Consider the following 14,675-nt stretch of genomic DNA (forward strand, 5'->3'; position numbering starts at 1 on the left):
ACTATTTTAACCGCAAAAAGCCCGTTGTGCTGAGCACAACGGGCTTTTCTATATCGCAAGGTTTAGCAATTGAACCGGTCGCCTGCTACCGCACCACCAAGCGGCTGGTAGCGCCATCGGCTGCGCGCAGCAGGTACAGACCGGCGGGCAGGCCGCGCACATCAAGCTTGTCGGTAGCAACGGGCAACTGGCGCACCGTGCGGCCCAGGCCATCGAGCAGGGCGCCGGCCACGGGGCGGCTGAAGCGCACCGCCGCATCTGAGGCAGCAGGGTTGGGGAAGCAGTAGAGGGCTTCGGGCACGGCTTGGCCGTTTTTCACAGCCGTCACGGTGCCGCGCAGGCCCACTTGGTACACCGCTACCGTGCTGCTCACTTCGTTGGCCAGCAGCAGGAGCGGGGTGCCGGTGGGGCTGTTGGCGGCCGAGACGAAGACGATGCCTTCGGGGCCCTGGTCGCCGGTGCCGGCAGTGAGGCTGCGGTTGTTGATGTACTGCACCAGGCGCGGGTTGGCCGGGTCGTTCACGTTTAGGACCACCAGGCCGCCCACGCGCTCCATGCTTACGAAGGCGTAGGTGGTGTCGCGAATCATGCCGATGGTGGTGCCTTCGGGCTCAGGGCCTTTGTCGTCGGAGCGGTTTTTCCGCACCGGGTTGCCGGTGGTGTTGCTGGCGTTGAAAATGCTGCCGAAGGCAGCGTCGGTGCTGGTCACGCGCTCCAGCAGGTCGCCGCTGTCGTGCACCAGCGCGCCGGTGTTGGCGTTGAGGATGCTAAACGAGCGGCCACCGTAGGCATAAATCTGGTCGAAGTCGCCGTCGCCGTCGGTGTCGCCCAGCTTGTTGGTCACGTTAAGGCGGCCCAGGGCGCTGGTGTTTTTCAGCATGGCGGCCTGCGGGAAAGCGGTGGGGTCGAGCACGTAGGCGGCATCGCCGAGGCGGTTTACCTCGCTCATGCCGGTGTATTCGCGGGCGTCGCCCTCGTTGGCCGTGATGAGGTAGCGCCCGCCACCCAGCGCCGTGGGCAACTCAAACGAGGCAATGGCATCGGGCTGGCGCATGCCGCGGATGGGCCAGTTGGCCATCAGCACCTCACCCGATTGGTCGGAAGCATCGAGGCTGAAGCCCGGCTGGCTGTGGTCCTGGAAACCGATGGGGCGCAGGCTGGTGAACTGCAGCGTGGTCAGGTCGAGCGTGGCCATGGCGTTGTTTTCTTGCAGGCCGATATAAGCCGTACGCGAGTCGGCCGAAACGGCCACGTACTCCGGCTCCAAGTCTTGAGCCACGCTGCTGGGCGTGCCGGCCGGGCCGCCGTAGATACGGATGCCGGACGTGCGGAGCGCGGCAGCTTGGGAATTATAGGCGCTGAAATCCAGCGTCGTCACTCGAGCCTGGGTCACGGCCGTGATGCCGCCGGTCATGTCTACCACCGACACCGAGCCGAGCGGGTCGTCGGTGTAGGCTTGGTTGGGCTCGCCTTCGTTGGCGGTGATGAGCTTCAGGCCATCGGGCGAAAAGGTTATCATGTCGGGCATGGCGCCCACTGTCACTTGCTTGATGAACGTGCCGTTCTGGTCAAAAAACACGATGCTGCCGTTTTGCTGCGGCGCCGCATTTTCGATGGCGCAGGCCACCAGCCCGTTACGCACCGCCACCGAGTTGATGCCGCCGTAAGGCGCCATGCTGATGGACGCCACCGACGTGAGCGCGCCGGGCGTGCTGAAGTTGAGAATATCGAGCTTGCCGCCCACCGAGTTGGCCACGTACAGGCGCTGGGTAGTGGGGTCGTGGGCCACGATTTCGGCCGAGTTAGTGCCGCTGGTGCCGTTCTGATAGCTGCCCAGCAGGTTCAGACGCAGGTTGTTGGTGCGGGCCGGGGCCTGCGTGTCGTTGTCCTTGATGAACACCATGAACTCCGTAGCGCCGGCCGTGAGCGTGGCGTTGCTGGGGTTCTGCAGGCGTACGGTGAAGTATTCGGCCGCCTCGGCCGTGGCATCGTCCAGGACGGGCAGCGTGAGCGTGGCCGTGGTGCTGCCCGGGGCGAAGGTGATGGTTTGGGCGCTGGCAAAGGTGAAATCGGAGCCGGCCGTGGCCGTGCCCAGCGGTGCCACCACTGCCTGCACCGTGCTGGCCGTGGTGCCCGCGTTGCGGATGCTGAGCGGAATAGCCACCGTGCCCGCGTTTTCATTCACAATAAGTGGCGTGCTGCTGGCAAATCCGAGGTCGGGCGTGACAACTGCGGCCGTGCGGCTCAGGCTGATTTCGTCGAAGGCCACCCAATCGTCGTTGCCGTTCTGGCGGGCGGCCAAGCGCAGGCGGGCGTGGGTGCTGCCGGCCGGTACCGATACCGTCACGGTGGTCCAGGCTTGAGTGTTTTTGTTGAGCTGCGTGTAGGTGCGCGGCAGGGCCCAGGTGCTGCCGTTATCGAACTGCACCGCGTAGGCCAGCGAGTCGGAGGTGTCGAAGGCGTTGCTGAAATATTTAAACGTGACGGTGTTGGCTGCCGTGCTGCCGCTGGCAATAGCTACCGGTGCGAAATCCAGATAGTGCCAGATGCTGAGGTCGTTGGTGGACGGGCCTTCCAAATCGCGCCCGCCCCAAAGGTTGGCGCCAGCCGAGGGCGTGGCCACCGAGAGACCGGTACCGGCCGTGCCAATGGTGGTGAGCATGGCCCATTGGTCGGTGAGGGCGAGGTTGTTGTAGGTAGCGGGCGTGGGGGTGAAGCTCCAGGTGTCGGCGGCGCTGCTCTCGAAACCCTGGGTTACGGTTTGGGCCTGGGCGGTGGTGCCGGCCACGCCAATGGTCAGCAGTAAAGCGGCCGAAATTGGAGAAAAGTAAGCGTGTAAGCGCATGAATTTTAGCTTAATAAAACAATGAGCCAAAACTATCGGGCGCCCGTTAGCTCAACGTGACAGACAGGTTACCGAATTGCGAACCATGCATTCCGCCCGGCGACCGCCTCACCTGATGCCCCAGCCCATCGGGCTATCCGCTAATTTCGCCGCCGTATCATCAGCCATTCCTCCCATGACTCCCACGCCCACCACCCAAGTCTCCAATCAAGAAGCTGAAAAGCGCCACGCCGCTGCCACGGCCCTGCGCTGGGTGCGCAGCGGCATGGTGCTGGGCCTGGGTAGCGGCAGCACCTCGGCTGCGTTCATCACCCTGCTGGGCGAGAAAGTGCAGGCCGGCGAGCTGCAGATTGAAGCCACCGCCACCTCCCGCGCCAGCGAGGCCCTGGCCCGCCAGCTCAACATCCCATTGCTGGAGCCGCGCCGCGGCCTGCGCTTCGACCTCACCGTGGACGGTGCCGACGAGCTCGACGCCCAGCTGCGCCTGATAAAGGGCGGCGGCGGGGCCCTGCTGCGCGAAAAAGTGCTGGAAACCGCTTCCGACTACCTGCTCATCATCGCCGATTCCTCGAAATACGTGCGCCAGCTCGGCCGCTTCCCGCTGCCACTGGAAGTGGTGCCCTTTGCCCTGCCTTGGGTGCTCGATTCCTTGGAAACCCTCGGCGGCGCGCCCGTAGTTCGCCCCAACGCGCAGCTGCCCGACGGCCTCTACCGCTCCGACCAAGGCAACCTGCTGGTGGATTGCCATTTCAATGCCATTGCCGAGCCCGAGCAGCTGGCCCTGCAATTGCAAGCCATCCCTGGCATCGTGGAGCATGGCTTGTTTCTGGGCATGGCGCAGGCGGCTGTAATGGCGCGCGGCGAGCAGGCGGAGGTGCTGCGGCCTGGGGTGGCGGCAGTAGATGCGGGGGCGTTTGCGGAGTTGCCGTAGGCTTGCATCGTTCAGGCGTGGGGCCTCACCCCCTGGCCCCCTCTCCCAGAGGAGAGGGGGCACCGGTTCGGTCACAACGATTTATAGAGAAACAAAAAAGCCCGCAGTTGCGGGCTTCTTGCTGAGTGATTCAGAAGAAAGTGCGGTGCCCCCTGTCCGCGGGAGAGGGGGGCAAGGGGTGAGGTTCCAGTGCGGCGGCTTTAGGCAAGCTCAGTCGCAGCGGCCTCATCCAGAAACCAATGCAACTCCCCAGCACGCGGGGCGATAAGCTGTGCTGGGAATTCTTCTACGTTGCGTGCGTCGCGCAACACGTGATGCACAGCAGCGGCCTTATCGCCCCCATATACTAGAAAGGCTACGGCCTGCGCCAAATTCAGTAGCGGCGCCGTGAGGGTGATGCGGTGCGCGTCCAGCTCGGGCACGAATACCGCGCTGGCGCCCACCGTGGCGTCGTGCAGCACGGCGGTGCGCGGGAACAGCGAGGCCGTGTGCGAATTATCGCCCAAACCCAGCAGCACGAGGTCGAAGCGCGGCTCGGCTTCGCCGAAGAAGTCATTGATAGTGTGGGTGTACTCGGCAGCCGCTTCATCCGGCGGCAGGACGGTGTTCACGGCAAAAACCTGCGCGGGCGCGATGTGCAGCGGTGCCAGCAGGGCCTCGGTGGCCATGCGGAAATTGCTTTGCGGGTCGGTGGCCGGCACGTTGCGCTCGTCGCCGAAAAAGAAGTACACCTGCTCCCAGCGCACCCGTTCGCAGTAAGCCGGCGAGGCCAGCAGCTCGTACAGCTTCTTGGGCGAGCCGCCGCCCGACAGCGCCACCGAAAACCGGCCCCGTGCCGCCGTGGCTCGGTTGGCCAGGGCCACAAACAAATCAGCCAAGCCGTGGAGGACTTCCTCCACGGTGGCGAAAACGTGCAGCTGCGGTTGGCTATTTCTTTCCATTGAGCGGGAGGGTGAACCAGTGGAAGCCGTCGCGGGCAATAAGGGCTTCGGCCGATTCCGGGCCCCAGGAGTCGGCCGAGTAGTTGGGGAAGTTCTGGCTGGTGCGGCCCTGCCAGGAGTGCAGAATGGGCATCACCAGGTCCCAGGCCGCCTCTACCTGGTCGCCGCGCATGAACAGGGTTTGGTCGCCTATCATGGTGTCCAGCAGCAGGGTTTCGTAGGCTTCGGGGGCTTCGTTGGTATAGGTGCCCTTGTAATCGAATACCATGTCCACGGTGTTCAGCAGCATGTCGAGGCCGGGGCGCTTGGCCTGCACCTGCAGCCGGATGCTCATCTCGGGCTGAATGCTGATGATGAGGCGGTTCTGGCGGTGCGACTCGGCGGCTTCGGGCGGGAAGATGAAGTGCGGCACATCCTTGAACTGTATGGTGATGACCGAGGCCGAGCGGTGCAGGCGCTTGCCCGTGCGCAGGTAAAACGGCACGTCCTGCCAGCGCCAGTTGTCCACGAAAAACTTCACCGCCGCGAAGGTTTCGGTGTTCGACGTGGGGTTGGCGTCCTTTTCCTCGCGGTAGCCGGGCACCTTTTTGCCCTCAATCCAGCCGCTTGCGTACTGCCCGCGCACGGTCGATTCGCGCACGGCTTCGGGCGTGAAGCGGCGCATGGCGCGCAGCACGTCCACCTTGCGGTTGCGCACCTCGTCGGCGTTGAAGTTCACGGGCGGCTCCATGGCCACCAGGCACAGCAGCTGCAGCAGGTGGTTCTGAATCATGTCGCGCAGGGCGCCGGCGCCGTCGTAGTAGCCGCTGCGGTCGCCCACGCCCAGCTGCTCGGTCACCGAAATCTGCACGTGTTCGATGTAGTTGCGGTTCCAGAGCGGCTCCAGCAGCGCGTTGGCGAAGCGGAAGGCCATGATGTTCTGCACCGTTTCCTTGCCCAGGTAGTGGTCGATGCGGTATATCTGCTGCTCGGCAAAAATGCCCGCCAGCAGCTTGTTCAGCGCCCGCGCCGATTCCAAATCGTGCCCAAACGGCTTCTCGATGACAATGCGCGTGCGGTCGGGGTCGTCGGCCAGCTTGCTCTTGGCCAGGTTGGTGGCGATGATGGGGAAGAACTCCGGCGCCACGGCTAGGTAGTAAATCACGTTGGCCTTGGCGTTCCACTCTTTTTCCAGCCGTGTAATGTGCTGGCTAAAAACCTTGAAGCTGTCCGCGTTTTTCACGTCGGCCACCTCATAGGTCACGTGCGGGGCGAAGGTGCTCCACACTTCCTTCTTGGGCTTGCCGGTGCGCGAAAACTGGCCGATGTCATTCAGCAGCTTGTCCTCAAATTGCTGGCTGGTGAGCTGGGTGCGGCCCGTGCCGATAATGGCAAATTGCTCGGGCAGCCAGCCGTCCAGAAACAGATTGTAGAGGGCCGGGCCCAGCTTGCGGGCGTTCAAATCACCGGTGCCGCCGAAGATGACGAAGATGGTGGGGTCGACTTGTTTATTGTTGTTCATGCCTAATTACAGGTGCAGTTGCAGAATATGTAAGCCCGTCATGCTGAGCGCAGTCGAAACATCTCTACCGCGAGAGTAAATGATTACGTTGCGTGGTAAAGATGCTTCGACTGCGCTCAGCATGCCAGCCGTTTTAATAGGAGCTTCTAGCTGTTCGGTGTCACGGGCTTTTCGGTTTTCACTTCCTCGCCCACTTCCACGTCCTTTTTATTGGCCGCATCCTCGTGCTCCGGCGTCCACTGCGTGTGGAAAACACCTTCTTTACCAATGATTTCGTAAGTGTGCGCCCCGAAGTAGTCACGCTGCGCCTGAATGAGGTTCGAGGGCATGCGGGCGGTGCGGAAAGAGTCGAAGTAGCTCAGCGCCGAGGAGTAGCCGGGCAGGGCTAGGCCCGCCGTCACGGCCGCAGCTACCACGGCGCGGCTGCCCGGCACGGCGGCGCTCACCACGTTTTTTACCTGCTCATCGAGCAGCAAATGGGCCAGGTCGGGTGCCTTCTGGTAGGCGTTGAAAATCTCGGTGAGAAAGCCCGAGCGGATGATGCAGCCGCCGCGCCAGATTTTGGCAATCTCATCCAGCTTTAAGTTGTAGGAGAAGTCCTTTGACGCCTTCGTCAGCAGCTGCATGCCCTGGGCGTAGGTAATGGCCATGCTGAAATAAAACGCCTGCTCCAGCTGCGCCAGGAAAGCTTCTTTCTCAACCTGAAACGCCCCGGCCGCCGGGCCATACATCCCGGCCAGCTGCTCGCGCAGGGCTTTGTACTTCGACAAGTCGCGCATTGAAACGGCCGTGTCGATGGTCGGAATCGGCAGCTCCAAGTCCATGGCCACCTGTGAGGTCCACTTGCCGGTGCCTTTCGAGCGGGCCTCGTCCTTGATATCGTCGAGCAGCAGGTGGTCGGTATCAGGCGCGATGAAGCCGAAAATGTCCTTCGTGATATCCAGCAAAAAAGACTGCAACCGGCCCGCGTTCCACTGCGTGAATACCTGCCCGATGGCGGCGTTGTCCATCCCAAGGCCGGTTTTGAGCACGGCGTAGGTTTCGGCGATGAGCTGCATGAGGCCGTACTCGATGCCGTTGTGCACCATTTTCACGAAGTGGCCGGCCGCACCGGGCCCGATGTAGGTTACGCAGGGCTCGTCGCCCACGCGGGCCGCAATGGCCTCGAACATGGGCTGCACCACGCGGTAGGCCTCTTTGTCGCCGCCGGGCATCATGCTGGGGCCGAAGCGGGCGCCTTCTTCGCCGCCGCTCACGCCCATGCCGAAGAAGTGCAGGCCCGCCGCCTCCAGGGCCGTGGCGCGCCGCTCCGTGTCGGTGAAGTGGGAGTTGCCGCCGTCGATGATGATGTCGCCGGGGGCCAGCAGGGGCTGCAGTTCGGCAATCACGCTGTCCACGATTTTGCCGGCCGGCACCAGCAGCATCACCGAGCGCGGCGTTTGCAGGCTGTTGATGAAGGGCGTTAGCTCAGAAAAGCCCACTACGGGCTTGCCGGCGCCTTCTTTGGCCAACAGGTCCACTTTGGTGGCGTCTTTGTCGTAGCCGGCCACGCCGAAATTGTGGTCGGCCAGGTTCAGCAACAGGTTGCGGCCCATGGTGCCGAGGCCAATCATGCCGAAGGAATACGCAGGGGAAGTTGTGCTCATGTCAGGTGTTTGTGTGAAAGAGGGCTGGGGTTCAAGGTGCAAACAAGGGTGAAAAGAAGCAGGCCGCCGCTAAAGTTTTGATGAGGGCGGTGGGGGAGGGCGACGGTTTTGGGTGTGGAGCCCTACCGGATACGGGAATCAGGACGATTGGGGCGGGTTCTGGCGGGGGCCTCACCCCCTGACCCCCTCTCCCAAAGGAGAGGGAGCACCGGTTATGCGTAATTGTAGCGTGGACTCTGCGAGTCCGCGTCTTGGCGAAAGATGCTCAATGTTCTGGCAGGCGCGGACTCACAGAGTCCACGCTACAAGTCGCCAGGCTCCCCTCTCCCTTGGGAGAGGGGCCGGGGGGGAGGCCCCACGCCAGAACGAACACACGTCGATAATTCCAGACAAGTAACCTTTTATGATTTTGAAAAAGGTTTATTACTTGATTGTTACGCATGATAAATCAGCCCCAATACCTTCCCTCAATAATTTTTTTTACACCCTCGTGTAACGAATAGCCCAACTCCCGGTACTCCTCTCACCTCACCCCAAAACCTTCACCCGTGACCCTCACGAGTACGAGCGACGAAGAACTGATGGCAGCCGTGCGGGCCGACGACCTCGACCAGCTCGTGCCCTTGTTCGAGCGCTACCACGGCCCCTTGTTCAACTACCTCACCCGCCTCACCAACGACCGCGACCTCAGCGAAGACCTCACCCAAACCGTGTTCGAGCGCATCCTTAAGTACCGCAGCAGCTACCAGCCCACCCAGCCCTTCAAGGCCTGGGTGTACCAGATGGCCCGCAACGTGCACGCCGACCACTGGCAGCGCCAGCAGAAGCTGCGCGTCGCCGACACTGACGTGGAGGACGTGGAGCGCACCGGGGCCCTGCGCGGCGGCGCCTTCTCCCAGATGCGTGTGAGCAACAGCCACGACGACCTGCACGAAGCCCTGAACCTGCTGCCCGTGCCCCAGCGCGAAATCCTGGTGCTGAACCGGTTCCAGGGCTTCGGCTACGAGGAAATCGGCAAGCTGCTGGGCTGCACCGCCGAAGCCGCCCGCGTGAAAGCGCACCGCGCCCTGCAGGCCCTGCGCAAAATCTATTTCGCCAATTAAGTTTATGAAAACGCCTGAACTATCTGCCTGCCACGAGCTTGAAGCGCTGCTGCCGGCCTACGTCGAGCACAGCCTGCCTGCCGCCGAGGCCGCGCGCGTGGCCGCCCATCTGCCCAATTGCCCCAGCTGCCAGCTGCAAGTCACCCAGCTCCGCGCCCTGACCAACGACCTGGACGCCGCCCTGCCCGAAGTGCCCCGCACCGTCCTGCGCGCCAATTTCATGGCCATGCTGGAGGAGCAAAAGCAACTGCTGAAACCCGATGCTGCCGTTGCCAAGCCGGTGGCCGCGCCAGCTCAGCCGGAAGCCAAAGTGGTATCGATGTGGCCCACGGCCGGGCTCAATACCTGGATGCGTGTGGCGGCCAGCATCGTGCTCATTGCCACTGGCGTGTTGCTGGGCCGCAACCTGCACTGGGGCCCGCAGGGCAGCACCGAGGTAGCAACGGCTGCTTCCGACTCCAACCAGCAAACCCACACCCAGCTGGCCCGGGCCCTGACGCCGGCCAACGGCCAAGTGGTATCGGCCAGCGACCGGATTCAGCTGGTGAATAACTCGACCAAGGAAACCGAGCCCGGCGACGCCACCGTGCAGGTGCTGCTCAACACCCTCAACTTCGACCCCAACCCCAACGTGCGCCTGGCCACCTGCGAGGCCCTCTACCGCCTGCGCGCCGACCCGCGGGTGCGCGAAGGCCTGGTGCACGCCCTGAGCGTGCAAACCGACCCCAACGTGCAGATTACGCTGATTGACATGGTGGTCTCGATGCAGGTGCGCCGCGCCGTGCCCCAGCTTGAAAAGCTATCCAAGCGCCCCGACGCCCTGCCCGTGGTGCGCGCCCAGGCTGAGGCTGGCATCGGCAAGCTGATTTAACGCCCGGTCAAAAGACATTTCAACCACCCGCTTTTCTCTCCTTTTTTCTGCACGCGGCGCCGCCCACCCCGGCGCCGCGCTAGGACTTCACTTGCTTAATTTTTACAACCATATGAAAAAGCTCATCCTCTTATCCTTGACGGCCGCCCTCGCAATTCAAACGGCTAGCGCGCAGGAATTCAAGACCAAGCTCGGCGGCAAAGACCGCAAAATCGTGCTCGAAATGCAGGGCAGCGACGTGACCGTGGAAGGCATCGACGGCACCGAGCTGGTGATTAAAGGCAACGGCTTCGAGCCGGCCCCCAAGCGCGCCGAGGGCCTGCACCCCATCTACAACACGGCCGTCGACAACACCAACATCGGCCTCTCGGTGACGCAGACCGACAACACGGTGCGCATTGTGCGGGCCTCGCGCAAGGACGCCAACTACGTGGTGCAGGTGCCCCGGGGCTCTAGCGTGCAATACACCCAAACCAACTGGAACAGCGGCGACTTGGTGGTGCGCGACGTGAGCGGCGCCCTGGAGCTGACCCTCAAATCGGGCGACATCAAACTGACCAACGTGGCCGGCCCGGTGGTGGCCACTACCGTGAGCGGCGACGTGCAGGTGAAGTTTGCGACCCTGCGCCAGGGCCCCAGCTCCATCACCACCGTGAGCGGCGACGTGGACGTAAGCATGCCCCCGAGCACCAAGGCCACGCTGAAGCTGCGTTCGGTGTCGGGTGAGGTGTACACCGATTTCGACCTGAGCCTTGGCAAGGGCGACGACAACATGCGCCACATCGGCGGCCAGGTGGTGGACGGCACCATCAACGGCGGCGGCAACGCGGTGTCGCTTAAGACGGTGAGCGGCGACATCTACGTGCGCAAAGCGAAATAGCCAGACCCCACCTCCGGCCCCTCCCCTCTGGGGGAGGGGTGTGTTCCGAAACATCCCGCGCCTGGCACCTCGTGCTCGACTAGGGTTGTTTTCACAGTCAAATGTGCATTCTGAAACATCCTGCGCCTGGCTCCCCTCCCCTAGAGGGGAGGGGCCGGGGGTGGGGTTAAGCCTTCCACACACCTTCCATCTTTCTGCAAAAACTCCCATGCGCTGCCTCCTATTCTTTCTCTTGCTGGCCCTCACCACAGTCGCCATCCAACCCGCCGCTGCCCAGAAAATTCTCGAAAAAAACGTGGACCTCGCCAAGGGCCAGCGCCTGTTTCTCAACCTGAAGCAGGCCAGCAACATCCGCATCCGGGCCGGGGCGGGCAATAAAGTGACACTCAAAGCTACCGTCAGCATCAACCAGAACCGGCTCAACGACGCCCTGCTGCTAAAGGCGGAACAAAGCAGTGATGAGGTGAAGCTGACTGCGGATTTCGACAAGGAAATGCTGCGCCAGGCCCAACCCGGCGACTGCCCCAGCAGCGGCACGCGCCAAGGCAATGTGTACATGAGCAACGGCCGCAACGACGATGACACCGGCTACCGATTGTGCGCCGACATTGCCTACGAAATCACGGTGCCGGCCGACGTGAATCTGCGCATCTACACCTACAGCGGCAACATCGACGTGGCCGGCCTCACCGGGCCCTTAGAGGCCAAGTCGCTGAGTGGCTTTGTGGACGTGGCCTGGCCCGCCAGCCAGGGCGCCGAGCTAGCCCTGAAAACCATCACCGGCGAGGTGTATACCGACCAGGACATCGCCTTCACCTCAACGCCGAAGAAAAACCCCATCGTGGGCTACCAGCTGCGCGGCACGCTCAAGGGCAGCGGCCCGCTCGTCAAGCTCGAATCCATCAGCAACGACGTGTATTTCCGCAAGCGGAAGTAACCATTCCCAACTTGGGCAGTTTCCCCGCAAAAGGACGCCGGTTTGGCGCCTTGATGGAAGGTTTTTGCCTGAAAATCAAAGGTATAATTTGGATATAAGCAAAAGGGGAAGGGCGCTGTGGCGGCAATTGGTCTGCAAGCCAGCCCGCCTGTGGAAAAGGTTTTAAAGTGGTTTTGGTGAGATGAAACAATACTGAAACCCTGCCCCATCCTTTTGCTTTTCCGGGCCTTTTCGGCCCTGCTTCCGTCGGATTTCTGCTGCTCATTTCTAACCCGACACTCTATGTCCACCACCTTTTCTCTGCGTTTTTTTGGATTGATGTCGCTGCTGAGCCTGGGCTGCCTGACGGCCCGGGCTCAGGGCGCATCTGTAGCTGTAGCGCCCGCCACGGCTGCCACCACCGCGCCCAAACGCCAGCTGGCGGCCCTGCGCATCGCCCAGCCCGTGAAGCTCGACGGCGTGCTCGACGAAGCCGTGTGGCGCGGGGCGGCCGTAACGGGTCAGTTCACGCAACAGCGCCCCAAGCCCGGCGTGCCCGAAAAATTCCCCACCGAAGTGCGCGTGCTCTACGACGACGCGGCCCTGTACGTGGGCGCCGTGATGCACGACGTAGCCACCGATTCCATCCCGCGTGAGCTGACGGCGCGCGACAACACCGGCAACTCCGACTTCTTTGGCATCTTTCTCGATACCTACAACGACCACCTCAACGGCTACGGCTTCATCGTGACCAGCAGCGGCGTGCAGCTCGACTCGCGCTACTCACCGGCTGGCGGCGAAGATTTCAACTGGAACGCCGTGTGGGAAAGCCGCGCCGCCCTGCAAGGCACCGATTGGGTGGTGGAAATGCGGATTCCCTACTCGGCCATCCGCTTCAGCACCGCCGATGTGCAGCATTGGGGCGTGAATTTCATGCGCCAGCGCAAGCGCGACAACGCGGCGTATTTCTGGAACGAGGTGAAGCCGCAGGTCGACGGTTTCGTGAACCAGTGGGGCGAGCTGACCGGCGTGCAGGGCGTGAAGCCGCCGCTGCGCCTCTCGCTCACGCCCTACGTGAGCGGCTACGTGAACGACAACCCGCTAAACGCGGCCGGTACCAAGCGCACCACCACGAGCTTCAACGGTGGGGCCGACATCAAGTGGGGCATCAACGAAAGCTTCACGCTGGATGCCACGCTGGTGCCGGATTTTGGGCAGGTGCAGAGTGACAACCAGGTGCTCAACCTCTCGCCGTTCGAAGTGCAATTCAACGAGAACCGGCAGTTCTTTACGGAAGGCACCGAGCTGTTCAACAAGGGCAACCTGTTCTACTCCAGAAGGGTAGGGGCCACGCCCATCGGCTTTTATGGCGTGACGGCGGGCACGAATGAGCGCATCGTGCGCAACCCCTCCGAAACGCGGCTGCTGAATGCCACTAAAGTATCGGGGCGCACCAGCAAGGGCCTGGGCATCGGTGTGTTCAACGCCCTGAGCAACGACATGTACGCCACCATCCGCAACACCGAAACCGGGCAGGAGCGCGAGGTGCTCACCCAGCCGTTTGCTAACTACAACATCGCCGTGCTCGACCAAAGCCTCAAGCACAATTCCTTCGTCTCGCTCATCAACACCAACGTGACGCGTGCCGGCAGCACCTACGACGCCAACGTGACCGGCGGCCTCTTCCGCTTCGCCAACCCCAAGAACACCTATGCCGTGGATGGCCGGGTGGTGTATTCGCGCCGCCGCGGCACCGAGTTCGGCAGCACCGAGGAAGTGTCGGACCGCGACGGCTATAAGTACCAAGTGGGGCTGAGCAAAATCTCGGGCAATTTCACCTGGGGCTACAACCACGGCATCGAGTCGGACACCTACAACCCGAACGATTTGGGCATCCTGTTCGGCAACAACAACATCACCAACTCGCTCGACCTGGCTTACCGGCGTTACAAGCAGTTCTGGAAGGTGAACAACTTCTACGTGTTTGGCAACGTGAGCCATACGCTGCTCTACAAGCCCACGCTCTACCAGGCTTTGAACTTCTATCTCGGCGCCAACACCACCTTCACCAAGAGTTTCAATCAGTTGGGCTTCGACCTGAACGTGGACCCCGTGACGCACGACTTCTTTGAGCCGCGCACCTACCCGCTGGGCGACTACTACGTGCGTGTGCCCGCCAACACCCGCTTCGTTTTCTTCTTCAACTCCGACTCGCGCAAGAAATTCGCCTTCAACTGGAACGTGGGCACCCAGCAATACGCCCAAGACGACCGCCTGACCAACCGCCCGCGCCGCACCGGCTACAGCCTGGGCGCCTATCCACGCTACCGCGTGAATGACCACCTCACCTTCCGCTACAGCGCGGACTGGAGTCTGCGCCAGAACCAGATTGGCTACGTGAACGGCGGCCTCTCGGCCAGCGAAATCCTCGACCAGCCCTTCACGGGCCAGACGCTGCTGGGCCGCCGCGACGTGGCCACCATCGCCAACGTGGCCTCGGTGGCCTACACCTTCACGAACCGCATGTCGTTCACGCTGCGCCTGCGCCATTACACCAGCAACGTGCGCTACTTCGATTTTGCCACCCTCGGCAAGGACGGCCTCGAAACCCCCGCCGCCTACCAGCGCAACCGCGACAATACATACAACGCCTTCAACGTTGATGCCGTGTATTCGTGGTGGTTCGCGCCCGGCTCGCAGCTGAGCATCGTCTGGAAAAATGCCAGCAACTCCACCCTCCTGGCCGAGCGGGCCACCCCGCAGTTCTTCGACAATTTCAACAACACCATCAACACGCCGCACAATAACTCGGTGTCGGTGAAGGTGCTGTACTACCTGGATTACCTGACGCTGCGGAAGGGACGGGCCGTGCTTCCCAAATAAAAAGGAAGCTGTGTAGACCATGGTCGTTTGCCGGTCGGGCGCCAGGAGCCGTCGAACGGAGTTGGGCCAACGGCGACCGGTCGGACGCCTAGGTCCTCGGACCGGCAAACGGTCGTTGCCTATACCGCTACATACGGTGAATCAGGTATGAAAAAGCC

The 14,675-nt window shown here is 62.4% G+C and carries 10 protein-coding genes; 6 read left to right on the forward strand and 4 right to left on the reverse strand.

Translation table 11 applies throughout. The annotated features are described in order from the left end of the window. Positions 1-85: 85 nt before the first annotated feature. Positions 86-2,845, reverse strand: a complete 2,760-nt coding sequence (locus tag MTP16_RS10400; protein ID WP_243519427.1) for a choice-of-anchor I family protein — start codon at positions 2,843-2,845, stop codon at positions 86-88. A 175-nt stretch (positions 2,846-3,020) separates the two neighbouring features. On the opposite strand from MTP16_RS10400, the gene rpiA reads away from it, so the two are divergent. After that, the gene (gene rpiA / locus MTP16_RS10405) at positions 3,021-3,776 is read left to right on the forward strand and encodes a ribose-5-phosphate isomerase RpiA (RefSeq protein ID WP_243519429.1); all 756 of its coding nucleotides are present in this window, start codon (positions 3,021-3,023) and stop codon (positions 3,774-3,776) included. Between the two features lie 200 nt (positions 3,777-3,976). Here the strand turns inward: rpiA and pgl are convergent, their stop codons facing one another. The 3 genes from pgl to gndA form a co-directional block, all read right to left on the reverse strand. After that, positions 3,977-4,717, reverse strand: a complete 741-nt coding sequence (gene pgl / locus MTP16_RS10410; RefSeq protein ID WP_243519431.1) for a 6-phosphogluconolactonase — start codon at positions 4,715-4,717, stop codon at positions 3,977-3,979. Next, entirely contained in the window at positions 4,704-6,218 is a 1,515-nt protein-coding gene (gene zwf / locus MTP16_RS10415; protein WP_243519433.1) for a glucose-6-phosphate dehydrogenase, read from the reverse strand. Before zwf ends, pgl begins: the two co-directional genes overlap by 14 nt. Positions 6,219-6,364: 146 nt before the next feature. Further along, positions 6,365-7,864 carry an NADP-dependent phosphogluconate dehydrogenase gene (gndA, locus tag MTP16_RS10420; protein WP_243519436.1) on the reverse strand — a complete coding sequence of 500 codons (1,500 nt, stop codon included), beginning with the start codon at positions 7,862-7,864 and terminating at the stop codon, positions 6,365-6,367. Positions 7,865-8,412: 548 nt separating this feature from the next. Between gndA and MTP16_RS10425 the strand changes: the two genes are divergently transcribed. The 5 genes from MTP16_RS10425 (at position 8,413) to MTP16_RS10445 (ending at position 14,517) form a co-directional block, all read left to right on the forward strand. After that, positions 8,413-8,967 (forward strand): RNA polymerase sigma factor, encoded by a 555-nt coding sequence (locus MTP16_RS10425; RefSeq protein WP_243519439.1) that lies wholly within the window; start codon positions 8,413-8,415, stop codon positions 8,965-8,967. A gap of 4 nt (positions 8,968-8,971) precedes the next feature. After that, complete coding sequence (locus MTP16_RS10430; RefSeq protein ID WP_243519442.1) at positions 8,972-9,838, forward strand: HEAT repeat domain-containing protein; 867 nt, start codon at positions 8,972-8,974, stop codon at positions 9,836-9,838. 112 nt (positions 9,839-9,950) lie between these two features. After that, positions 9,951-10,718: a DUF4097 family beta strand repeat-containing protein gene (locus MTP16_RS10435; protein WP_243519445.1), complete on the forward strand. Its 768-nt coding sequence runs from the start codon at positions 9,951-9,953 to the stop codon at positions 10,716-10,718. A 208-nt stretch (positions 10,719-10,926) separates the two neighbouring features. Continuing rightward, positions 10,927-11,655, forward strand: coding sequence for a DUF4097 family beta strand repeat-containing protein (locus tag MTP16_RS10440; RefSeq protein ID WP_243519452.1), 729 nt, complete (start codon positions 10,927-10,929; stop codon positions 11,653-11,655). A 282-nt stretch (positions 11,656-11,937) separates the two neighbouring features. Then, positions 11,938-14,517, forward strand: a complete 2,580-nt coding sequence (locus MTP16_RS10445) for a DUF5916 domain-containing protein (protein ID WP_243519454.1) — start codon at positions 11,938-11,940, stop codon at positions 14,515-14,517. Positions 14,518-14,675 lie beyond the last annotated feature (158 nt).

The sequence above is a fragment of the Hymenobacter monticola genome (assembly GCF_022811645.1).
GTDB classification, from domain to species: Bacteria; Bacteroidota; Bacteroidia; order Cytophagales; family Hymenobacteraceae; genus Hymenobacter; species Hymenobacter monticola.